This window comes from Chloroflexota bacterium (assembly GCA_016219275.1).
GTDB lineage: Bacteria > Chloroflexota > Anaerolineae > UBA4142 > UBA4142 > JACRBM01.
Genome location: JACRBM010000047.1, coordinates 1 through 22,852 on the forward strand (window position 1 = coordinate 1; position 22,852 = coordinate 22,852).

A 22,852-nucleotide genomic window follows, 5' to 3' on the forward strand; every position below is an offset into this window, starting at 1 on the left:
CTAGAGCCGCCGGGTTTTCTAAAGTTGCTTGACTCACTTGCCAACCTAACCCCCACCCCCCTTCCCTATGAGGGAAGGGGGCAGGGGGATGGGTCTGCAAATGACTTTAGCAAAGCCGTGGCTAGAGCCGCCGGGTTTTCTAAAGTTGCTTGACTCACTTGCCAACCTAACCCCCACCCCCCTTCCCTATGAGGGAAGGGGGCAGGGGGATGGGTCTGCAAATGACTTTAGAAAAGCCGTGGCTAGAGCCGCCGGGTTTCTTCAAGCCCTTTGGCGTCGGGTTGAGTATTATGCAGGATCGAGCGCACGGAGATGACGATGCGCTGGGCGCCCAAGATCAGACGCCAGCCATAGTAGAATGGCACGAGTGACGTGTGCGCGATGAGGTACCGTTGCCGCATGTACGCGGGACTGGGGAAAATAAAGTGGAACAAGTAGGCAACCTTGTCGCGCCACCGACGATAACTCAACCCCTCGCGCAGAATGAGAATGTCCGGCCGTTCCGCTGTCGCGGCGAGCATGTCGACGCGGCTGGCTAGATTGCCGGTGGACGCAAGTTGCGCCCCCACGGCATCCGGTACGGCGACGCCCCACACTGACGCGACCTGCGTCAGCGCCGCCGCCAACGCCGGCGCAATTCGAAATTGGCGCGCGGCGGCGAGGATCGCGTCCCAATGCAATTCGTTTCCGTGCGCTGCGAGGACGAGCGCGAGATCGCACTCCCAGCGCGTCCCGCGCATTTGATGATGCAGAACGAAATGCTCGGCGAGGTGAAGCAGTTGCGCGTCCCAGTTCAATACGGTCGCCGCGCGTGCGCCGAATGACGTCGTCAGGGTCCGTTCCCAGAACCACGCGACCGACGTGCGTTGCGCGTACGATGGCACGTTGATGATGTGCCAATGCGCGTCCACAGTGAGCGCGTGCTTGCCGCGCCGAGTGTAGGTCTGCTCGCTTCCCAACCCTTCGCGAAATCCAGTCGTCAAATCGAGGAGCGGCGTGAAGCCATGCGCGTGCAACAGCGCGGCGACACGCGTCTTGTCTTCGTCGTGGATCAATAGATCGAGATCGCCGATCTGACGAAGCGCGCCATCGGTGTAGAGGGTGACGCTGAGGGCGGCACCCTTGAGCAAGACGACCGGAATCTGCGCCGCGTCGAACCACTCTAGCAGTTCCTGGGTTAGGGCGATGGTTCGCCAATGCGCGACGTTCGCGCGAAGGTACGTCAGCCGCAGCGTTTTGGCGAGGTCGGCGGGCAGTTGCGCCAGGTGTCCGGTTCGCGTGAGCGCGGCGTACAACAGCGCGCTCATATTTTCGCGTTGCGCGTGCTGAACGAGCGCGCGCCACGCGTCCGCAGTGGGCGTGGGCATTTCGGCGGGTACGGTAAGCGGCGATAACCCAGCGCGGATGAATGCGACGAGTGCGCGGTTTAGGGTGATGGTCATTTTTGAGATTTTGCCAGCCGACCTATCCCCCTACCCCCTTTCCTACAAGGAAAGGGGGAAATGCCTCCGCATCCCTCACAGGGAAAGGAGAAAATCACTCCGCATCCCTCGCAGGAATGGGGGAAATGCCTCCGCATCCCTCACAAGGAAAGCGGAATATCACTCCGCATCTCTCGCAAGGAATGAGGGAAATCCCTCCGCATCCCTCACAAGGAAAGCGGAATATCACTCCGCATCCCTCGCAAGGAATGAGGGAAATGCCTCCGCATCCCTCACAAGGAATGGGAAAGTCACTCCCCTTCCCTTGCAGGGAAGGGGCTGGGGGTTAGGTCGGCGCGACTTGCCCAGCCCTGGAGGGTGGGGTTATTGTTGCGCCGGACGATACTCAGGGACGAGCGCGTTGAGCAACTCGCGCACCTTGGCGGTTTCGCCGCACTGCGCCGCCGCAATCAACATGTTAACTTGTTCGTCAAGCAACTCAGATTTTGGCGAATGAGAATTCGTAATGGATGATTGGGAATGGGAAATGGCATTACCGCCATTGCGCGCGACAAAAATCTTGTCATGCGCGGTGCGGGTGTACTCTTCGCCGGCGATGAAGAGTTCTTCAAACAGTTTTTCGCCGGGACGCAAGCCGGTAAATTCAATCGCAATTTCGTCCGGCTCCAATCCGCTGAGCCGAATCAGGTCGCGCGCCAAATCCACAATTTTCACCGGCTCGCCCATATCGAGCACATACACGCCGCCCGACTTGCCGAGCACGGTCGTCTGCAAGACCAATTGCACCGCTTCGGGAATCGTCATGAAATAGCGCCGAATTTCCGGATGCGTGATCGTGATGGGACCGCCGCGTGCGATCTGTTGCTTGAACAAGGGGACGACACTCCCGCGCGAATCGAGCACGTTGCCAAACCGCACCGCGACCAGATTCTTGCCGGTCGTATGCGCGGCAGACTGGACCAGCATCTCGGCGATGCGTTTCGTCACACCCATCACGCTCGTCGGGTTGACCGCTTTGTCGGTCGAGATGAGGACGAGGTGCGCGGCGTTCACGTCGAGCGCGCTCTGAATCACGTTGCGCGTGCCGAGGACGTTGTTGGTGACCGCTTCTTCGAGATTTTCTTCCATCAACGGGACATGCTTGTGCGCGGCGGCGTGAAAAACGATCTGGGGTTGAACGCGCGTAAAGACCGCGCGCAGACGCGCCGCGTCGCGCACATCGGCAATGACCGGGCGAACGGCAAATTGGGGATGGCGAATAGCAGATGGCAGATTGCGTTGGAGCTCGTTACAGACTTCGAAGATGGAGTTTTCGCCGTGCCCGAGGAGGACGAGTTCGGCGGGCGCGCACTGGGCGATCTGGCGGCACAACTCGCTGCCAATCGAACCACCCGCGCCGGTGACGAGGACGCGCTTGCCCTGCACGAGTTGCGCGATGTGGGACATATCGGTCGCGATCGGTTCGCGGCGCAAGAGATCGGTAATTTCAACCGGGCGTAGTTGGTTGACCGCGTGCTTGCCGTCCAATAAATCGGACATGCCGGGAATCGTCTTGACCGGCAGATTATTTTCCTGACACAGGTGCGTGAGTTCGCGAATCGTTTTGCCCGGCGCGCTCGGAATCGCGATGATCGCCTGCGTTATACTGTACTTGTCCACCACGTCGGCGAGTTGGGTGCGGTCGCCAATCACGGGCACGCCGAGAATCCACGTCCCTTGCTTGGCGGGGTCGGCATCCAGGAACGCGACCGGCTCTAACCCAAGTTTGGGGTTGCGTTGCATCTCGCGCACGATCATCGTGCCGGCTTCACCAGCGCCAAACACAATGACGCGCGCGTGCGCCGTCTTGGCGCTGCGCCGGCGTTGCCGTAACCGTTCGGCAATCCGGATACTGTACCGGATCCCGCTCGTCGCGACGAAGACGAGAAGCCCGTCAATGAGCGGGATCGAGCGGGGCAGGTCGGGAATGAGAATGCCGAGCGGTGGGATGAGCCACCAGAAGAGGACGCAAAGGAATGCCATCGTCGTGAACGCGGCGAACGCGATCTGCGCGAGCTCGTCCACGCTGGCGTAGCGCCAAAAGCGCGAATAGAGTCCGAACCGACGATAGATTACAAACCGCGCCCCACACGCGACCAAGGTGTAAATGACGACTGGCGTTGAAAAAGTGGAACGCCATACCCAATCATCCACCCGTAGCCACAAAGCGAATGCGGCGGTGATAAACCACAACAGCAGATCGAGCGTAAAAAGATGACGATTGCGCAAGGTCGTCAGAAAATTTGTTAGACTGATGGGTGCCGTGTTTCTGGAACTAGTCATGGGTTAAGGTTGCTCTTCGACGATTCGTTTCAAGTTCGTACAGACGTACTCGACCTGTTCTTCGGTCATTACGCCGGCAAAGGGGAGCGCGAGCGACACGTCACCCAGGTACTCGGTCACCGGAAAATCGCCGCGCGTGTATCCAAACCGTTCGCGATAGAATGGTTGTAAGTGAATCGGCGTAAAGTACGGACGACTGGGAATACCGACCTCGGTGAGTCGTTGCATCACCTGCTCGCGTTGCGCCGGTGGTTTGATGCGAATGACATAGACGAACCACGACATGCGTGTCGTGGTTGGCGCGGTGTACGGTCGTTCGATCAGCCCGACGTTTGCCAGGCGTTCGTTGTACCATTGCGCCACGCATTCACGTTTGGCAAGCAGTTCGTCAATTCGCCGAATCTGCGCGAGACCCAGCGCCGCGCTCATTTCGTCGAGCCGATAGTTGTAACCGAGCCGCGTGTGATTGAGCCACGCGTCAAACACGTCACGCCCCTGATTGCGAAGCGAGCGAAACAGATTCGCCCAGTCCGCGCGGTTGGTGACCATCATTCCGCCTTCGCCGGTCGTCATCTGTTTATTCGGATAGAACGCAAATACCGCCGCGTCGCTTAACGTGCCGGCTTGGCGTCCCTTGTACTGTGCGCCAATTGCTTCGCACGCATCTTCGATGACAGAAAGGTCGTGAGCGCGCGCAGTCTCGTTGAGTGCGTCCATATCGGCGGGCTGACCGAACGCGTGAACGGGCAATAAGGATTTTAGATTTCTGATTTCGGTTTTGTGATTTCGGAGAGCAGGCGGCAACCAGCGGTCAGCGGTGGGCAGTCGGCGATCAAGCGCGTCTACACATTCGGCGACGCACGCCGGGTCAATGTTCCCCGTCTTGGGGTCAATGTCTACAAAGATGGGCATGGCGCGTTCGTAGAGAATCACGTTCGCGGACGCGACGAATGAGAACGGCGTCGTGACGACAAGATCGTTTTCTTTGACCCCAGCGGCAATCACGGCGAGGTGCAATCCGCTCGTGCCGGAGTTGACGCCGACCGCGTGTGTGGCGCCGACGTATTCGGTCGTCGCTTTTTCAAACGCGTCAATCTGCGGACCGATGCTAAGGGTGGGTGTTTGTAAAACTTGATTGACCGCCGCGACATCTGCGGGTGTGATGTCGGGTGAAGACATGGGGATTTTCATTAGGTTATGTTGTCCTGTTTTCAAGAATGCGCGCCGGAATACCTACCACAGTAACGTTGCTTGGAACAGGGCGCGTCACAACTGCGCCTGCGCCGACAATGCTCCACGAACCCACTGATTGGCGCGGCATCACAGTCGCACCTATACCGACCAATGTGCCCTGACCAATTTGCGCTTGACCACCCAAATGTGCTCCCGGCGCAACGTGGGCAAAAGCGCTAATCAGGTTATGATGATCCACCGAACAAGCGGTATTCAGAATAACGCCTTCTCCGATAGTGCTGCCTGTGCCAACGATAGCGCCGGCGCAAATCACGCATCCTTCACCTACCGTCGCTTGGCGCGCAAGCAGCGCGCTTGGATGGATCGCGGCAAAGAAGCGTTCTCCTTGGTCGCGCAGGCGCGTATACAATTGTTGGCGCAGATGGTTGTTACCAACAGCGATGACAACCGCGTCATGTTCGATAATGCTCAAATCTGACACGATACCCAGGACGGGTAAACCAAGTAGGACCTGCGCCTGCAAATTAGCGTCGTCGTCCATATAGCCGATTGGTTCTATCGCGGGGTTTCGCTCGCGCATACTCAGGAGAATGTCCGCGACGACCTGTGCGTGTCCGCCGGCGCCAATAATTAGTACGCGCATCGGCTACACCTGGTTTCCGCGAAACTCACGTGCCGTCGCCTCGCCAGGTTCATTGATGCCCTCGCGGGTGATTAACTTCCAGAGTGTCAACAGAATGATTTTCACGTCGAGCCAAAACGATTGATGGTCAACGTACCAAACATCCAGTGCGAATTTCTGTTCCCAGGTCAGCGCGTTGCGTCCATTCACCTGCGCCCAACCGGTGATACCTGGTTTCACTTCGTGGCGGCGTATCTGCTCCGGCGTGTAGAGATCAAGATACTGCATCAGCAACGGTCGTGGTCCAACTAGACTCATTTCGCCGCGCAAAACGTTGAAAAGTTCCGGTAATTCGTCGAGACTCGTCGCACGCAAGAATCTACCTAATCGCGTCAGCCGTTCGGCATCTGGTAACAGATTACCGTGTGTGTCACGCGTCTCAGTCATCGTACGGAATTTGTAAAGTGTGAATGGCATACCGCGAAATCCCGGTCGCTTCTGATGAAACAAAACTGGTGAACCCAACTTGATGCGTGCAAGCCATGCGAGCATGGATATGAAAGGTGACAGGACCACCAAAGCAGGGATCGTCAATCCCAGATCGAACAGGCGCTTGACATACCGCGCATAAAAGTTCAAAGGTGTCGCCATTTCAAAAAGCAGATTGGTATCCTAGAACGATCTTCGCCACCGCGCGCGACACATCGGACTCTACATACTCGGCAGGCGGATTCCACGTGTGGCTTGTTTCTAGCGCAATCTTCACCGCGCGCAGAATCATCTCTGGTTCCGCGCCAGCCAAAATGTTACTGCCCACCTCAGTCGTTTCTGCTCGTTCGGTGACATCGCGCAGCGTGATATTCGGCACACGAAAAATACAACACTCTTCCTGCACTGTACCGCTATCGCTCAGGACACAATGCGCGTGGCGTTCGAGGTTGACGAAATCGAAAAAGCCCATCGGCGACATGAGGCGAACGCGTGGCGATTGCAGGTCGAGTCCAAAGCGGTTGAGTTTGTCCGCCGTACGCGGGTGGAGACTGATGACCATTGGCTCGGCGTACGTGTCCGCGACGAGCGCCAGACCACGTAACAATCGCTCCAAGCGTTCGGGCTGATCCACGTTTTCGGCGCGGTGAAGTGTAACCAAGAAATATTTGCCTGATTCGACGTTGAGTCGGTCGAGCGCGTCGCTCTGTTCGATGTGCGACGCATACGCGTTCAGCACCTCGTAGATTGGATTGCCAATCACAAAGATGCGCTGACGCTCAATTCCCTCGCGCAATAGGTTTTCTTTGCTGCGATGCGTGTATGGCATCAACACATTACTGCAATGGTCAATGATGCGGCGATTGATCTCTTCGGGCACGTGGTTGTCGTAACAGCGATTGCCGGCTTCCATGTGATAGACCGGAATGCCCAGCCGCGCGGCGACGATCGCGGCAAGCCCGCTGTTCGTGTCACCCAGGATCAAGAGCCGATCCGGTTTTTCCCGCGCGAGCAATTCACCGGCACGCGCAATGATCTGTCCGGCTTGGTCGGCAAAACTGGTCGCCGTAATGCCGAGATGTACATCCGGCGCACGCACGCCGAGGTCGCGAAAAAAAATGTCGCTCAGGTTCGGGTCATAGTTCTGTCCGGTGTGGACGAGTACTTGATCGGCAAATTGGTCGAGTAGCGGGATGACGCGCGCGAGCCGAATGATTTCGGGGCGCGTGCCGAAAATCGTCATCACCTTCATCGCAATAGTTCTCCGCGCCCGTTGGCATCTTCCAGCATCAAGCGACGCGCCTTGAGCACGCCGACGGTTTCCGCTAGCGACATAACGCTGTCCTGCGAACTGTACTCACCCTGCAAGCACCTAGAGCCGACACGGTCGCCGCTCACTTCGGGGAGCATGGGTAGAATCGCGTACCACTTGCCGCGCTCGACGACTCGATATGCTTCTTCATCGCTGACCATGATCTCGTGGATCTTTTCGCCGGGGCGAATGCCAGTCAAGACCTGTTTGATCGGACGGTCGCCGATCAGCGCGGTTGCCACATCCACAATGCGCGCGGCGGGCGCACGCGGCACGTAGGTTTCGCCGGGCTGCGCTTCGCTGATCGCGGCGAACACCGTGTCCACCGCGTCATCGAGACTAAGCAAAAAGCGCGTCATCTCTGGCGTGGTGATCGTCACTGGTCCACCAGCGCGGATCTGTTCGTGGAACAAGGGAATGACCGATCCGCGCGAGGCGAGCACATTGCCGTAGCGCACGCAAACGAAACGCGTGCCATTGCACCGCATATTGCCCTGAATGAACACGCGCTCTTGAATCGCCTTGGTCATGCCCATCACATTGACCGGCTTGCACGCCTTGTCGGTTGAGACGCCGACGACCGTTTCGACCGGCAGACGATGTTCCTGGATCACGCGCACGATATTTTCCGCGCCCTCGACGTTCGTGCGCACGGCTTCGTAGGGAAAATACTCGCAGGTTGGCACTTGCTTCATCGCCGCCGCATTGACGACGACATCCGCATCCGGCAGAACCGTCGCGACACTCCGAAAATCGCGCACGTCGCCGATGCGAAATTCGAGCAGTTGTTGAAAGTTGTGATAGATGATTTCGTCGGTTGCCGCGAGCCGATGTTGGTACTCGACGCGCATAAAGTGTTGCTTGGCTTCGTCGCGCGAAAAGATTATAACCTTGGCTGGCTTGCCCATTTCGCCGCTGAGTAAGCGACGCGTAAGTACTTGACCGAGCGAGCCGGTGCCGCCGGTAATCAGAATGCGTTTGTCTTGAAGAGGAAGAGTCATGGGGTGATCCATTGATCGTAGGGGGCGACGCATGCGTCGCCCCTACGCAACAATCCATTCGTCGTAGGGTGTAGGGTCTTGCGCGAGATTTTGGGCGAGTGTTTGCCATGCTGGTGAAACATACCCAGTGGCAAGGCGCAACTTGTCGCCCTTCATACTGCGGTCGGATATAACTGTCTCGTCTGGCGTGATTTCGATATCGAGTTTGTAAGCGTCGCGGAGCAGACAAAGCAAGTCGTATTTGGAGATAGGTTCGGCGACAACCTGATACAAGCCGGATAGGGTTGGATAATTCTGAATCACGAATGTAACGACCTCTGCCATTTGATTTGTCGTGATGCCGGAATAAATAACGCGTCTAAAGCCCTTGATCGTTTTGTGATTCTGCGCAAGGAACCAGTCGAGTAGCGATTGATGCTCGACGAGTTCGCGTCCGATGATAGAGGTGCGAAGTGTCAACGCGTTCGCCGTCGCAACCTCGCCGAGGAACTTGGACTTGCCATAGAGGTCGTCGGCATCTGAATCATCTGTTTCGGTGTATCCGCCGCGCTTGCCGCTGAACACGCAATCGGTGCTAAAGTGAATGACTCGTCCGCCCCAGGTCTGCGCGAGGTCGGCTAACCGATGGGGTAATAGTGAATTGAGCGCGATGCTGGGAATGGCGCGTTTGGCTTCGTCACGCTGTTTGATGATGCCGACACAGTTGACGATGTAATCCGGTTGATGCTCAGTGAGCAGACGCGAGAGCGCATCGAAATCCATCACATCCACGCCGCGCAAAACATCGTCACCCTGCAACAGTTCGACCTTGTGAAAGGGGGGCTGATGCGTATCTTCGCGTGTGGTTGTGATGGTGCCGGGAAAGCGTTGGCGCAGAATTTGGAACAGTTTGTGTCCCAGCATTCCGGCTCCACCGATGATTACAAGACGTGTTTCGCCCAATTCAAATACTCCTTCAACCCAGATTCAAGTGTGATGCTCGGATTGTACCCGAACGCGATACGTGCGGCGGAAATATCTGCCAAACTGTGGCGCACGTCGCCCGCGCGCGGCGGCGCGTACTCAATTGATGCGGAAATGCCGCTTGCCTCGCACATCCATGTAGCCAGACGGTTGATCGTGATGCGCGTGCCGCTCGCGATGTTGAACGCGCCCCAAACACCCGGCGTGAGCGCGGCTTGAAGGTTTGCGCGTGCGACATCCTGCGCGTTCACAAAGTCGCGGGTCTGTTCGCCATCGCCAAAGATGGTAATAGGTAAACTGTGAAACAAGCGATGCGCGAAAATGGGAATGACGTTGCCGTACGCGTCATAGCGCTGGTTGATGCCGTAGACGTTGAAATAGCGCAAGCACACACATTCGAGCGATGGATAGAGTTTGCTATAGGCGAGACACAATTTCTCCGCTGCGAGTTTGCTCGCGCCATATGGCGAGTCGGGTTCGACGGGGTGATCTTCTTTAATAGGGAGTGTCTTGAGTTCGCCGAAAATACCAGCCGATGAGGAAGCGACCAATTTCCTGATTCCCGCGTGCCGCGCGGCTTCGAGCACATTGAGCGTGCCAATGACGTTGACCTGGGAATCTTCAAGCGGATGTTCGATGGAGCGTTTGTTGCCGACGGACGCGGCAAGATGGAACACCGTGTCCTTATCCTGCATCGCGCGTGTGACGCACGCGGCATCGCGTACGTCGCCCTCGATGAATTCGACTTGCGGAAACGGATCAAGGTTGCCGCGATACCCGGAGGTGAGGTTATCCAGTACCGTGACCGAGTGTCCTTCATGGACGAGTAGGGCGACAATGTTCGAGCCAATAAAGCCCGCGCCGCCGGTGACAAGTGCATTCACGTTGTTGTGCTCCGCTGAACGTTGAGATGGATCGTATGCTGATCCGCAATTTGAGTAAATAATTCTTCGTAACGACCTATCAATACGGTGCGCGTATAGTGATCGAGAAACGCGCGTCTGCCAGATTGTCCCATTGCTTCGCGCTGTGTGTGAGGCATCGCATGCAACTGACGCACTGCCCGCGCAAGCGCCGCGGGATCTTCTGGCGCGCAGATAATCCCAGCTTGAGCATTCCGAATCATCTCGGCGGCATCTCCAGCAATCGCACCAAGAATGGGGCGACCGCAAGCAAGGTATGCTATGGTCTTGCCGGGGATCGTGATTTCAAATAGCGGATCGCGCCGCAAGTGGACAAGCAAGGCATCTGCCCAAGCAAAAAACTGCGCCATCTTTTCAGCCGGTTGGCGTCCAATCAAACGGACATTCCTAATGTCGCGTTCCCGCACGGCTCGCTGCAGACGTTCTTCCTCCACACCATCGCCAACCAAGACGAATTGTGTGTCCGGCAGATCGTTCAGCAGCGTGGCGGCATTGAGCACATTGTCCAAACTCTGCGCCGCGCCGAGGTTACCGCCGTAAATGATATTAAATTTGCCGAGCAAGCCATATTCATGCGCTAGTGTCTCGTCGCGGGGAACTGGGTAATAGAGTTCTTCGTCTGCCCAATTTGGAATCACGTGAATCTTGTCTGCCGGTACTCCTTTGGCAATCAGATTACGTTTAAATCCAGGCGAGATCACTGTTATGGCGGAGGCGCGCGCATAAACCCCGCGCGCAAATCGGTCAACGAGTGCCATGCCACGCCGAGAACGAAACATGCCGGTTGCCGCGAGCGTTTCGGGCCACAGGTCCTGGATTTCGTACACAAAGGGAATCCGGCGCAAGCGCGAAATACACCAAGCCGGTAGACCAATCGTCAAGGGGGGATGATAGACCCACATGACATCGGCGGGACCACACCAAGCCGCGCCGAGGAACGATGCGGACAAGGCAAAGCTGGCATAATTGGCAATCCGCTTGATACTGGACTGATTATGGTTAGGATAGAGGGGAACACGTAGCACCTGTACACCATCGCGGATTTCCCATTGTCGCCAACGGATGGAATAGCCGGGATAAAGGTGCCCGCTAGGATAATTGGGAAACCCGGTGATGGCGGTGACCTGATGACCACGAGCCACGAGTGTTTTGGCGAGCAGATGGATACGCGTGTCCGGTTCAGGTGGGTACCACTGGGACAAAACAAGAATTCTCATCTATTATAATTACAGTCGAATAGCTTCCGATATGCGTCGGGTAGCGTTGCTTCCTGCTCACATTTGAACTGTTCGGCGAAGACGCGCGCTCCATTGGACCACATATCGAACTCGGATTGATTGATTGACACACAGTATTGGAGGATGGTGTGGAATTGCGTGTGCCTCGAAAGTGGTACGTCCCAACCGGCATGGTGGGAATCCAAGTTGTGCCAGAGCGTTTGATCGCTAATCAAGACCGGCGAGCCAACCGAAAGAGCTTCTAGGATCGCTCGACCGAATCCTTCTCCGAAAGTTGGCAAAAAAAACAAATGATAGCGCGCGAGTGTTTCCGGAACCTGCTCCGGGGATACACTGCCACGATACGAAACGCGAATGTTGGCAGGTAAGTCTCGAATCACGTGTTGACATTCTTGCCAATACTGCGTGTCTTCAAGAGGACCAAAAATATCGAACTCAACCGCGCCTTGAAGAGGAGCCAACAGTCGAAGCGCCAAGGCGAGATTTTTTATACGGACAATCCGCGAGAGGTAAACTACGCGCAATTTACCGGCGTGTTTTTCGATCGGATGTGTCGAAGTGACCGATGGAAAATTGCCGGATGCCCAGTCAAAAGCAACTTGGATATTCGCTGATTTCACCTGTCGTCGAATGTCCTCCGCTTCGCGCTCACTCGTGGCGCGCCAGATTACATCGCGGTAAAGCCCCCACCGGTTTGCCAGAGCAAGATAGGGACGTTTTTTGTATGCCTTGAGCGCGAGCGCATGAGGAGAGAATTCTCCGCGCGGCGCTAGAATGACGCGGTGCGAATCAATTTTGCCTAGGTACCGCAAGAACAGGAGTTTGATAGTAGGGCGGGCAAAGTGGCTGTTCAGAAAAAGAACATCATGCTCAGTGGTCTGAATCAAGGTGCGCCAATGGTGCAGTGATTGTTGTTGCGGCGTCAAGTAACGTACGCATGCTTTACCGACGGGTTGCCATTCGCCATGTTTTATACTCGAATACGGCTGTGACTCACCTACATCGCGATCAAGTGTAACGATTGAGAACGTATATTCGTCACCCATTCGCTCGACGAGATTCGCGATACTTCGGATTGGTCCGCCTCCCTTGTAACCGGGCAAATAAGCGCCGACAACGACCAGAATCTTCATACCTGTGGCAATTGATTAATCAGGCTACGGAACTGGTCGAGTTGTTCGTTTTGGCTTTCTACGAATCGTGCGCCGAGGGCGCGTGCGCCACGCGACCATTCCGCAAATGTCGAACTATCCATTGCCACACATTCATTCAAGATGGCTTGAAATTGTTCCGACGCAGACAAGGATACGTCCCAGCCCGCGTGCTTCGCCGCCAAGTCCCGCCAAGGGGTTTGGTTACTCACAAGCACTGGGCAGCCCGCTATCAGCGCTTCGGCAACCACGTGCCCGAAATTTTCTCCGTGCGTTGGAAATAGAAACAAGTGGTATTTAGAAAAAACGTGGATGACTTGGTCTTGAGCGACCACACCGCAATAATTGACGCGATGTGACGGCGGTAACTTTCGAATCAATGCTTGACATTCTTGCCAGTACTGGACATCTTCGAGCGGACCATAAATATCGAATTTTACGCAACCTGGTGCCAGACGCAACATCTGCAAGGCAAAGAGCAGATTCTTTTTGCGGACGATACGCGAAAGAAAAACGATCTGCAATTCTCCAACGCGTTTTACGCGATGATCCATTTTCTCCGGTATGGTGTCGAATGTGACGATGTTCTCAGCGGTGTGAATCGGCGCCAGCTCAAAGACTCGGTGAATGTCTTGCGCTTCTGAATCGCTCGAAGCGTGCCAGACTACGTTCCGGGTGAGCCCGAGTTGCTTGGCGAGAAATATGTACGCGCGTTTTTTGATGGTTTTCAGTGCTAGCGCACCCGATGAGAATTCGCCACGCGGCGCGAGTACAACCGGCTTGGATGGAATCTGGCGCAAGCGACGTAACACCAATGTTTGGATCGTGAGCAATGCGAAAAAACTATTGAGGTAGAGCACGTCGTATTGGATCTGGGATAAAAGCCACCGCCAATTCAACAATCGCAATTGGTGCGGCGCAAGGTACATCACGCGCGCTTTCCCGACAGTCAGCCAGTCGCCAACGAGAATGTTGGAAAATGGAACCCGGTCGCCAATGTCACGGTCACTCGTCAAGATGGAAAAATCATACTCGTTGCCCAGGCGATCAACCAGATTCACGAGCGAGCGTACCGGACCACCGGCTTTATAGCCCGGCAAGTAATGTCCTATCGAAACCAAAATCCGTCGGTTCATCGCTGTATGTCTACAAATTCACCTAACACGCGCAGTGCCAAGCGGCGCGAGTCCATTCCCCACCGGGGTGGGTCGCGTGGGACAGACGGGTCGAGCCATTCCATCACCGGGAACATAAAACCGGACTTGCGGCGCGTGAAGAGTTGGGTCGGCAATTCCGGAGCGACTTGTTGAACAAGAGCGGCTTTGCCTTGATGGCGCGCCGGTTCAAAACCGGTTTGGCAAAGGTACTCACGCAAACGCACGTCAACCAGCGGCACGCGCAACTCGAGCGAGTGTGCCATCGAAGCCCAATCCGCGTCGCGCAAGAGTTGGTTTCGCATGTACTGACCGGATTCTAGCTGATGCACGTGTTCCCACGCGCTACACCCATCGGTTTGTGTGCCTGGGCCATTCGTCAAAGCCAGCATCCGGGCGATTGGGTCATACGTGGCAAGTCCTGCGTGTGCCATATCTGATCCAATCAATGCTGGCAGTTCCTCCGGCAGAAACACGCCGCGGCGGAGATAGTACGCACCCGCGATATCACCGCCGTACCTGAGCAATCCTGCGAGCTTGGGCTGGGTCGGACGCGCGATCTGCGCGAGCTGAGACCAAACCGCATGCAAGCCGGGAATACGTCGCGCGATGCTCGACCACTTGGTCCAGCGCGGCACATCGTGGAATGAAGAATAACTGCCGAACAACTCGTCGCCGCCTAGTCCCGACAAGACAACCTTGAGTCCGGCGGATTGCGCAAATTGACTGATCACAAAAACGTTAAATCCATCTACACTAGGTTGATCCATTGCCGCGAGCGTGTGCGACCATAGATCCGGCAAGTCAGTTGGACTGACGCGTTGTTCGATATGATGCGTGCCAAGTGTTTTGGCAACCTCAGCCGCCAACGGCAATTCATCCCATGGTTTGCCCAGGAAACTGGTAAAGCCCAGTGAGAAGGTTTGCGGCGGAGTTGGCAAAGTCCGGCACGCTAATGCGGTAAGCAACGTCGAATCAAGTCCGGCTGAGAGAAAAATTGCTACGGGCACATCGGCAACTAGATGTGCCTGCACCGTATCTTGGAGCGCTTCTTGAACGTTGGCGTACCGGTTGGCAACGGGCGCGCGCCAATCGTAGTGTGCACACGGCGCGCCGATCTTGCCACACTCGACAAGGACATAGTGCCCGGCGGGAACGGCGCGCACGGCGTGCCGAATCGTGAACGGTTCCGGCACTGATCCCCACAACAAAAAACCGGCAACGCCTGCAGGATCCGGTTCGCGCGAAATTGCGCCGCTAACTTCCAACGCCTTGACTTGTGAGGCGAAGCGAAGATAATCTCCGTCGCTTGAATAGTACAGTGGTTTGATGCCATAGGGGTCGCGTGCCAGCAAGAGACGATGGGTGTGTGTATCCCAGATTGCAAACGCATACATTCCACGTAGACGTGGAAACATCGCAGTGCCTTGACGTGCGTACAGCGCCAGGATAACTTCAGTGTCACTGTGCGTTTTCAACGGTGCGCCATCGCGGATCAACTCGGCGCGCAGTTCGGCATAGTTGTAAATCTCGCCGTTGAACGTGATCCAATAACGACCATTCTCCCACGACATCGGTTGTGCGCCAGCCGGCGAGAGGTCAATGATTGCTAATCGCAGATGCCCAAAGCCGATTTCACCGGATTCCAAGACCCATTCTCCGGTATCATCTGGACCGCGCAAGTACATATAATCACGCGTACGGATTAGCTCGGTTCGACTGATCGCCGGGGCTGATTCGCGCAAGCGCAAGATGCCATTGATCCCACACATAGTTTTAGTTTCCTGCTCGACAAATCAGCAACTCAGCGTACTTGTCCAAATAGACTTGCCCAGTGGCAGCCATTGAAAAGCGTTTTTCGGCAACGGTACGACCGGCATATCCCATCTGTTGGCGCATGGTCGAGTCTTGCAAAAGGGACTGGATTGCGTCAGTGATCGCGCCTAGGTTGCCAACAGGTGTAAGTAATCCAGTAGTTCCATGAACAATCGCGGTAGACGGTCCGCCGCAATCTGTGCATATTACTGGAAGCCCAGAAGCCATCGCTTCGAGAATGACAATGCCTAATCCTTCTTCATCCGAAGGTAAGACAAATAGCGACGCATTCTGATACGTCAGCCGCAGTTGCGCTAATGAGATGTTTTTCTTGATTTCGATATGATTCTCTAATCCTAGAGATTTGACCAGATGAGTGTCCTCCTCAGAAACGCCATTACGTCCGACGAGCACGAGGCGGGGGATGTCAGGTCGCTGTAGATGAATCGCGTGATAGGCGCGAATCAACATGCTCAAATTCTTACGCGGATCATCAAGCCGACCGACGCATAGGAGGGGTCCATCAGTTTGATAGCAAGAGGGAGGGCAGAAAAAATCGGTATCTACGCCCGGGGGAGCCAGTGTCAAACGCGCTTGTGGGACAATCGAATTCAATAGTTTGATCGTATAGTGGCTTTCAGCGAAAACGCAGCTAGCCAATGATAAAGCGCGCAGTTCGATTTGAGCGACGGCGTGTACCATGCCAGTCATCCAAATTTTTTTCCAACCAGTGGCTTGACGGATGCTCGACACACGTTCATTACCGGCGCGGGTGGCTACGAATAGTGTGACCGGCGGCACAATCCCTTCTGTCACTGCTGCCCATGCGGGCGTACCCGCGACGACCTGAACAAGATCATAGCGATTGAGTAATTCAGTTAATTGACGCCGTGGTTTGTAGCGCTGGAACTCGAATTCAGTCAAAAAAGCGCCGACATGATAGATTTTGTCATTGTTGTTATTTTGTTTCAAACCAACTTGGATACCGCGTTGCCAAGTTGCTGGCGACAGTAGTCGCACGCTTTGGTCGTCACTCATTGAAGTGGCGAGGACGATGATGTCGGTACTGTACTGTTCGGTGTGATTAAGCGCCGCGCGTAGGAACTGGGTCGTTGTCCAAACACCTCCGCCAACGGTGTGTGTTACCAGGGCAATGCGATATGTCATTCAACCTACTTGCGTCAAGTATTCACGCGGATGGAGTAATTCATTACAGGTGCTTGCGTAGAAGAATCCAAAGTGCGAAGGCGACTGCCAGTGGAATCACCATATCGCGAAAAGTGGCGAGGTAGTGTCCAAAAGGTTGCTCTAGGTTCAAGGTAATCCCGACTAACCAAGGTGCGAGTGGGTGCGTGGATAACCGGCTCGGCGAAAGCAAAAAACCGGTCAAAAGAGACCAGAAGAAGCCGATTCCCAAGAACGTGAACAAGCCAGCAACCCATCCATAGTTCCCTACGAACTCGAATGGAAGCGAAACGGCGATGCTGTTCAAGTAATTCGAAGGATCGGTAAGCCCCAAATCGGTACCAATCGTCCGCGACATCAAGTTGCCAACGTTCATTTCCGGTTTGTCCGGCGCGAGTGCGCGCGGAATCAACGCTTGCAAACCCATCTCGACCGTTTCGCCTTTCCAGTACCCATCGAACCAATCGGCTTTGCGTGTCAATTCCCCCGCCAGCGGGTAGATGCCGCGAAACAATTGCTCGACCTTGACATCTCGTACATCGGATTGCAGAAATCTGCCAGACAAAAAGGTATCGAGAAATATGTCTGTGCGATCGGTGGTTGATTGCGCTGACGTCATGATGGCGGTTTGCCGCGCTGTCGTCACAAAAGGGTCAACGATGAACAAGAAAACAATGGCTAAAACGAGACCCAAATGCCACGGGATGCGTTTGGTATAGGACACGTACGCACAGAGTGTGTAAAAGAATAACAGGATCATCGGGCCGCGTGATCCACTGGTTATTCCAGTTGCTAGACCCTGCACAAGAATCAAGATGGCAACTAATTTCAGCCACCAAGAGCCAGAGTGTTTGGGCGCAAACAAATATGCAATCGCACCGACACTTGCAAAGATAATGACATCGCTTATCGCGTCAAGCACACCCAACCACCACACATCGGTGCGAGTTCCTCCGAGATAATTGACAAACGTGATTCCTTCGACGCCGGCGGTCCTAAACGCGATTACTAGAACGGTGGCAATCGTGCCAATCGCCCAGAATGCCAATAAGGTTAAGGGTGTATACGAAAAACTATTCGGCATGAGAAACGTTGCAGACAGTTTGCTGGATTCGAGCCATTGTAGTGCCACGCGCGCAATCGCGGCATAGAGTGGCAATCCAAGAGCGACGATAAATTGTGCATCCAGCCCGGCTTCTTGAATGCGTAAGGCGGCTGAAGCGTCTCCGAGGAACAAATAATATCCGCCAATCACCACCGGCGCGGCACCAACCCACCAGTAGAAAATGGCAACAACTGCCTGAACCGGATTGATGAGTGGGCGGTCAGACAGCAACCACAACGCGATGAATGTGCCGAGCAATATGCACATCTGACTGAACCAATATGAAGAACTCGTACTAGATAGCAGAGCCGTGCCAAATGTAGCAACGACAATGAGGATAGTGCCCGCAATGAACCATGGAGCGCGAATCCAAGATTTTTCACTGACATCTGGATAGTGCAACTGAGCTACGCGCAATGTTTCTGTACTCATTTCTCGTTCTTCCCATAGATAACTAAAAGCAGCAAGTCCGGGCAAGCGACAATCCAAGGAAAAGTCATATCTTCCTCACGAGAGAACTCGTTCATAAACGGAATGGACTTGATGAGCGCAACATTCCCAAGAGTATTTTTTCGCGACTGCGTATCCTCGCGTCCGCAAGCGGTCGACACTTTGACTATCGTTCAACAAGCTACATATCGTTTCAGCAAGTGTCGTTGGATTCTCGACGGGAAACAAGATAGCCGCACCCTGGACAATTTCACGGAACACCGGAATATCGGAAGCAATAACAGGACATCCAGAATTCATCGCTTCAATAATCGGAATCCCGAAACCTTCGTATAGACTTGACATCACCAGAATCTTGGCGTGCCGTATCAGTTGACGTACCGTGTGCGTGTCTTTGCCACTGAGGTGCACCAGTTCCTCAGTATTCTGAAGTCGAAGGATGGTCTCCTGAATAGACTTGCTTTTCCAACCAATGCTTCCAACAATGACCATTTGAACACTCTGTGACATATTTTTTCTCAAAATAGAATAAGCCTCCAAAAGGGTTTTAATTCCCTTCCTAGGCTGAATAGTACCAACAAAAATGACGTACGGTTTGTGAATCCCATGGGAAGGTAGGAATTCATTACCGTGCTTGGAATCTTCCCAAGATGGTTCATCAACCCCTGGATATGCTACATGGATTTTTTCTTTGGGCACATTTAGGATCCGGTTAAGTTCGTTTTTGACAGTTGCTGAGATGGTAATTATTGCATCTGCAAGGTTGACGCTGGATCGAATAAGATATCTGTGGTAAAGATTGGAAATCAAGCGGCCGGTTTCTGGAAACAGGAAGGGAGTTAGATCGTAAATAGTCACTATCTTTTTTGCCTGGCGTGTCTTGGGCACAAGATGAAATAACCCGTGGACCAAATCAACATCGCCGATCTGGTATTCGATTGGGTCAAGCTTGAGCGTGTTCCAGCGAATCGCGCTAATGGTTTGGGAACGTCGCATTACATGGAGAGAGGCGTCGGTTCGCAGAGCAGTTAGGTCGGACAAGCCATGAATATCTACGAAACGCGAGTACGCATATAGTGTGAAATCGTCTTGAGGAAAACCTAGGAGAAGAGATTTGACCAAGTTGGCAGCATAGGTTCCGACTCCAGTCCGGTTTCCGGAAGTACAGGTGATATCTAACCCAATCTTCACCCCCAATTTCAAGAGCCCTCTGAAGCAAGTACAATATAAAGTTCACCGGGCGATAAACGTACGAGTGTCTGCCTAATCACCCATAGGGTACGATTCCGTTTGTATGCAAATCGGCGTTCCACAAAACCCAGAATACGACCCAGCAGATTGTAATGTGCTTGTCCCGTCACATCCACAACACCAAGACCGCCAACCAAGTCCAGCCACTTCTTAACGGACAATAGGCGTTCATCACCACGTAAACCACCACGCCAGTAGCATGTTGGAACTGAAAAGGCAACCAGGCGACTAACGCGAAGAGATTCACGAAGAGCGGCGGTAATAACTGGTGGATCGAAATGCTCCAATAGTCCCTGACTGTAAATCAAGTCAAAAGTACCTTTCTGAAAAGGCAAGGAAAGCAGGTCCCCTTGCATCAAATCCAATCGGACGGATTTGCTAGACCAGTCTCTTGATTGAGAAAGTAGATCAAACGACAAGTCCACCCCAACATAACGAGCGCCAATGCTTGCAAGGTACATTCCAAGATAGGCATTGGCGCAACCGACCTCCAGAATCCTGCGATTTCTGAGATCATGACCGAGAGCAGTTTGGATAAAATGGAATTGTCCTGATACTGTGTTATGGAACGCGGCGAGTGACAAAGCTGTCCCATAATATTCTTCCCAAGTTGCCTGCGGGTTTGCTTGGCTTGGATTTTTCATGTACGAACTGCCCAATAAAGAATGATGAATACAGTCATATAACTTGCAACGGATGTTATCGCCGCACCAAGAATGCCAAAATAAGGGAGCAAAGCAATCAAGCCCACTAAAGTGACCAAGAGTCCGGCGATTTCGGCTATTGTGGTAGCGAAAGGTCGCCCCAGACCGCGCAATCCGTCGCTCAAAACATAGTTGGCACTAAGAAAAACGGTTCCCAGCAACAAGACGAGGGCAGAGTTGACTGCCAGGGTGAATCTCGAACCAAACAAGAACGGTAACGCCACTGAACAGATAATACCTAGTGCTAGTGCTCCTGTAACAGAAACACCCAAATTCAATTTCAAGATTCGGAGGATTCGTGCACCTGCATTTTGCTGATCCTCTGCAACACGCGGGAAAAGAATCGTGGCGAACGCACCTGTAACGGGAAACAGAACATTGGAGTACGAAACCGCAACAGCGTACTGTCCTAAAGCGTCCATCCCCACAATTGCACTCATAACAAACTGATCCAAGCGCGCATTGGCTACCCATGACAAACTTCCCCAATACGATTTGGTCCCGTACGCCAACAAATGTTTTGCCCACACAGTTTCCACACTCCACACCGGCCGGACACACATGAGAAATATACCGAACTGGACAAGCGCGCTGAAGACAAGGAACGACAACATCAATGCGACGATTTCCACTGTGCGATTCAAACCAAGGAGTATTCCTAATCCTATGCTTAGTGGATAAGTGATGGACGCTGCCAGTCGTATCGCGTTGAATAATCCAAAGCGTTTTAGCCCTTGTGCCATTGTGCTTAGATAAGTCGTCAGTATTACTGGGGGAATAGAGAACAAGTATAATCGCGTGGATTCGGTTGCGGGGGACCGCAAGTGCGCCAAGAGCAAATCAATCGCGACCCAGCCACTCAGCAAGGCGATACTACTCTGGACTAACCAAATCATCAGCGTGGTAGAAAAAATCGTTCCAACCGCCGATGGGTCGCGCGCTACAAAAAAAGTTAATGCCTGTGGCAGTCCTATCGTTGCGATTGCGCTAAGTACCGCCGCCCAAACAATTGCCACGGCAAACTCGCCGCGGCCTTCTGGTCCTAAAAGGCGCGCCGCCAGAATTCCGCCCATAGCCGTAAAGACTGTTACAGCGAAATTACTTCCTGCTGTCAACAAAAAATCTTGGGCAGACTTGGCCCGCCAAATCTGAATTGTTTGCTTGATAAAATGATTAAAGGAAAGTGTACGGAATCGTGAGGGGATAATTTGATTCATTCAAGGTTGCTACACATTAACGCGAACAGTTCGAAGAAAACAATTGTTGGAAGGGGGTGGCACGTTGAGACTCACCTAGCCGAGTGTACCCCTCTGCTATCAGTCTCCAGGACTCACAAGAAGGAGTAAGCGTGCTTGCTCGCTCCAGCAAAGTGAGTGCGATCGTGCGGTTGCCTTGCCGGTTCTCAAACATCGCTGTTGACCAAAGTGTTCCGAGGTGCTGCGGCGCGATTTGGAGCGCCACGTCAAATCTTTGTCGTGCTTGATTCTGATTATTCAACCCTTCTGCCACCTCTGCCGCGCGAATGTATGCCCAGGGATCACGCGGAAAAAGGGCAACCACACGGTCTGCCCAATCGTTTGCTTTTGCGTAATCTTTGTTAGCAAGGAATATTCTTGCGAGTGAGGTGTATGGTTCCGAGGAATCGCCCGGCGCAATCTCAATTGCTTTTTCGTACGCGAGAATCGCGCGTTCGCTCTGCTTGCCTTCTTCCATTGCGCGCCCCAAGCGTAGATACAAATCAAATTGAATATGTATGTTTTGGGTGGCTTGTGCCGCGCGGGTAGACGCATCAAACAACGTATCCCACTCGCGATCTTGCGCGGCAATCTCTGCCGTCGCGATCGAATGCAACATACTGCCAGATGGCGACTCGGCAATCATTTTCAACCAGAGGCCGCGTTCTGCTTGAGTATTCTTTTGTCCCTCGTACACGCGTGCCAGTCGGTTTGCCGTTTCATAGGTTGGGCGCACCTCCAATGCAAACGAGTACAAGTCAATGGCGGCGGGAGCATCGCCGGCAATCTCGCGGCTATACCCCAGCTGATAAAAGTAGGATTCTAATTTTGCTTGCCGCGCAATCTCGATAGCGGGTTCGCGCATTCGCAGACGAAGCAAGCCGCGCGCCAAGGCGACACTTGCTCGCGCGCTGATTGAAGTGTTTTCGTTCGCGCTCGCTTGCCAGTACGCCAGCGCAGATTCGCAATTGCCTTCGAGCCAAGCGAGTGTGCCAATGCGATAGGTCGCGCGCGCATCGTCCGGGTTAAGCGCGATTGCCATGGAGAGCAATGAACGCGTTGAATCCGCTGTACGCACAGTACCACATTCGATCCCGCGATACAGATCGGCGGCAACCAGTTTCTGAGTAACTGCAACCTGGTCCACGTTGAAAAGAAACTCACCCGCAACAAGACGCGCCTGGAAAACTCCAAGCGCGCTTATCAGAATGAATGCTAGCCACAGTGGATTCGATTTGAATCGCAGAATCATGGTGTTAAACATGAGAGCACTCGATATGAACCGCGCCCAAACAG

Annotated in this window: 19 protein-coding genes; all 19 read right to left on the reverse strand. The window is 54.1% G+C overall.

The features are described from left to right. Positions 1-242: 242 nt before the first annotated feature. The 19 genes from HY868_12165 to HY868_12255 all read right to left on the reverse strand — a co-directional run bounded on the left by HY868_12165 (position 243) and on the right by HY868_12255 (position 22,820). Complete coding sequence (locus tag HY868_12165; GenBank protein ID MBI5302883.1) at positions 243-1,442, reverse strand: nucleotidyltransferase family protein; 1,200 nt, start codon at positions 1,440-1,442, stop codon at positions 243-245. 363 nt (positions 1,443-1,805) lie between these two features. Further along, the gene (locus tag HY868_12170; GenBank protein MBI5302884.1) at positions 1,806-3,764 is read right to left on the reverse strand and encodes a polysaccharide biosynthesis protein; all 1,959 of its coding nucleotides are present in this window, start codon (positions 3,762-3,764) and stop codon (positions 1,806-1,808) included. A 3-nt stretch (positions 3,765-3,767) separates the two neighbouring features. Further along, entirely contained in the window at positions 3,768-4,955 is a 1,188-nt protein-coding gene (locus HY868_12175; GenBank protein MBI5302885.1) for a DegT/DnrJ/EryC1/StrS family aminotransferase, read from the reverse strand. 4 nt (positions 4,956-4,959) lie between these two features. Then, entirely contained in the window at positions 4,960-5,601 is a 642-nt protein-coding gene (locus tag HY868_12180) for an acetyltransferase (GenBank protein ID MBI5302886.1), read from the reverse strand. A gap of 3 nt (positions 5,602-5,604) precedes the next feature. Further along, complete coding sequence (locus HY868_12185; GenBank protein ID MBI5302887.1) at positions 5,605-6,231, reverse strand: sugar transferase; 627 nt, start codon at positions 6,229-6,231, stop codon at positions 5,605-5,607. 1 nt (position 6,232) lies between these two features. After that, positions 6,233-7,321 carry a UDP-N-acetylglucosamine 2-epimerase (non-hydrolyzing) gene (wecB, locus tag HY868_12190; GenBank protein ID MBI5302888.1) on the reverse strand — a complete coding sequence of 363 codons (1,089 nt, stop codon included), beginning with the start codon at positions 7,319-7,321 and terminating at the stop codon, positions 6,233-6,235. After that, a complete protein-coding gene (locus HY868_12195) occupies positions 7,318-8,382 on the reverse strand; it encodes a polysaccharide biosynthesis protein (protein MBI5302889.1) in 1,065 nt (354 codons plus the stop codon). Before HY868_12195 ends, wecB begins: the two co-directional genes overlap by 4 nt. Positions 8,383-8,424: 42 nt before the next feature. Further along, positions 8,425-9,324 (reverse strand): SDR family oxidoreductase, encoded by a 900-nt coding sequence (locus tag HY868_12200; protein ID MBI5302890.1) that lies wholly within the window; start codon positions 9,322-9,324, stop codon positions 8,425-8,427. After that, the gene (locus tag HY868_12205) at positions 9,303-10,229 is read right to left on the reverse strand and encodes a GDP-mannose 4,6-dehydratase (protein ID MBI5302891.1); all 927 of its coding nucleotides are present in this window, start codon (positions 10,227-10,229) and stop codon (positions 9,303-9,305) included. The genes HY868_12200 and HY868_12205 overlap by 22 nt, the downstream gene beginning before the upstream one ends. Beyond that, the gene (locus HY868_12210) at positions 10,226-11,485 is read right to left on the reverse strand and encodes a glycosyltransferase family 4 protein (protein ID MBI5302892.1); all 1,260 of its coding nucleotides are present in this window, start codon (positions 11,483-11,485) and stop codon (positions 10,226-10,228) included. The genes HY868_12205 and HY868_12210 overlap by 4 nt, the downstream gene beginning before the upstream one ends. Continuing rightward, positions 11,482-12,639 carry a glycosyltransferase family 4 protein gene (locus HY868_12215; GenBank protein MBI5302893.1) on the reverse strand — a complete coding sequence of 386 codons (1,158 nt, stop codon included), beginning with the start codon at positions 12,637-12,639 and terminating at the stop codon, positions 11,482-11,484. The genes HY868_12210 and HY868_12215 overlap by 4 nt, the downstream gene beginning before the upstream one ends. Next, positions 12,636-13,793, reverse strand: a complete 1,158-nt coding sequence (locus HY868_12220) for a glycosyltransferase (GenBank protein ID MBI5302894.1) — start codon at positions 13,791-13,793, stop codon at positions 12,636-12,638. The genes HY868_12215 and HY868_12220 overlap by 4 nt, the downstream gene beginning before the upstream one ends. Further along, a complete protein-coding gene (gene asnB, locus HY868_12225; protein ID MBI5302895.1) occupies positions 13,790-15,583 on the reverse strand; it encodes an asparagine synthase (glutamine-hydrolyzing) in 1,794 nt (597 codons plus the stop codon). The genes HY868_12220 and asnB overlap by 4 nt, the downstream gene beginning before the upstream one ends. 4 nt (positions 15,584-15,587) lie before the next feature. After that, positions 15,588-16,793, reverse strand: a complete 1,206-nt coding sequence (locus HY868_12230) for a glycosyltransferase (protein MBI5302896.1) — start codon at positions 16,791-16,793, stop codon at positions 15,588-15,590. 43 nt (positions 16,794-16,836) lie between these two features. Continuing rightward, positions 16,837-18,393, reverse strand: coding sequence for a hypothetical protein (locus HY868_12235; protein MBI5302897.1), 1,557 nt, complete (start codon positions 18,391-18,393; stop codon positions 16,837-16,839). Between the two features lie 30 nt (positions 18,394-18,423). Continuing rightward, positions 18,424-19,557: a glycosyltransferase family 4 protein gene (locus tag HY868_12240; protein ID MBI5302898.1), complete on the reverse strand. Its 1,134-nt coding sequence runs from the start codon at positions 19,555-19,557 to the stop codon at positions 18,424-18,426. Between the two features lie 8 nt (positions 19,558-19,565). Then, on the reverse strand, positions 19,566-20,261 hold the full coding sequence (locus HY868_12245) for a class I SAM-dependent methyltransferase (protein ID MBI5302899.1): 696 nt from the start codon (positions 20,259-20,261) through the stop codon (positions 19,566-19,568). Beyond that, the gene (locus tag HY868_12250; GenBank protein ID MBI5302900.1) at positions 20,258-21,538 is read right to left on the reverse strand and encodes an oligosaccharide flippase family protein; all 1,281 of its coding nucleotides are present in this window, start codon (positions 21,536-21,538) and stop codon (positions 20,258-20,260) included. The genes HY868_12245 and HY868_12250 overlap by 4 nt, the downstream gene beginning before the upstream one ends. 16 nt (positions 21,539-21,554) lie before the next feature. After that, on the reverse strand, positions 21,555-22,820 hold the full coding sequence (locus tag HY868_12255) for a hypothetical protein (protein MBI5302901.1): 1,266 nt from the start codon (positions 22,818-22,820) through the stop codon (positions 21,555-21,557). Positions 22,821-22,852: the final 32 nt, after the last annotated feature.

Excerpts from the sequence above, each read along its gene's own strand:
- HY868_12255 (MBI5302901.1), bottom strand. The coding sequence starts at position 22,820 with ATGTTTAACACCATGATTCTGCGATTCAAATCGAATCCACTGTGGCTA.
- asnB (MBI5302895.1), bottom strand. The coding sequence starts at position 15,583 with ATGTGTGGGATCAATGGCATCTTGCGCTTGCGCGAATCAGCCCCGGCG.
- HY868_12185 (MBI5302887.1), bottom strand. The coding sequence starts at position 6,231 with ATGGCGACACCTTTGAACTTTTATGCGCGGTATGTCAAGCGCCTGTTC.
- HY868_12175 (MBI5302885.1), bottom strand. The coding sequence starts at position 4,955 with ATGAAAATCCCCATGTCTTCACCCGACATCACACCCGCAGATGTCGCG.
- HY868_12210 (MBI5302892.1), bottom strand. The coding sequence starts at position 11,485 with ATGAGAATTCTTGTTTTGTCCCAGTGGTACCCACCTGAACCGGACACG.
- HY868_12180 (MBI5302886.1), bottom strand. The coding sequence starts at position 5,601 with ATGCGCGTACTAATTATTGGCGCCGGCGGACACGCACAGGTCGTCGCG.
- HY868_12220 (MBI5302894.1), bottom strand. The coding sequence starts at position 13,793 with ATGAACCGACGGATTTTGGTTTCGATAGGACATTACTTGCCGGGCTAT.
- HY868_12165 (MBI5302883.1), bottom strand. The coding sequence starts at position 1,442 with ATGACCATCACCCTAAACCGCGCACTCGTCGCATTCATCCGCGCTGGG.
- HY868_12230 (MBI5302896.1), bottom strand. The coding sequence starts at position 16,793 with ATGACATATCGCATTGCCCTGGTAACACACACCGTTGGCGGAGGTGTT.
- HY868_12195 (MBI5302889.1), bottom strand. The coding sequence starts at position 8,382 with ATGACTCTTCCTCTTCAAGACAAACGCATTCTGATTACCGGCGGCACC.
- HY868_12250 (MBI5302900.1), bottom strand. The coding sequence starts at position 21,538 with ATGAATCAAATTATCCCCTCACGATTCCGTACACTTTCCTTTAATCAT.
- HY868_12215 (MBI5302893.1), bottom strand. The coding sequence starts at position 12,639 with ATGAAGATTCTGGTCGTTGTCGGCGCTTATTTGCCCGGTTACAAGGGA.
- HY868_12170 (MBI5302884.1), bottom strand. The coding sequence starts at position 3,764 with ATGACTAGTTCCAGAAACACGGCACCCATCAGTCTAACAAATTTTCTG.
- wecB (MBI5302888.1), bottom strand. The coding sequence starts at position 7,321 with ATGAAGGTGATGACGATTTTCGGCACGCGCCCCGAAATCATTCGGCTC.
- HY868_12245 (MBI5302899.1), bottom strand. The coding sequence starts at position 20,261 with ATGAAAAATCCAAGCCAAGCAAACCCGCAGGCAACTTGGGAAGAATAT.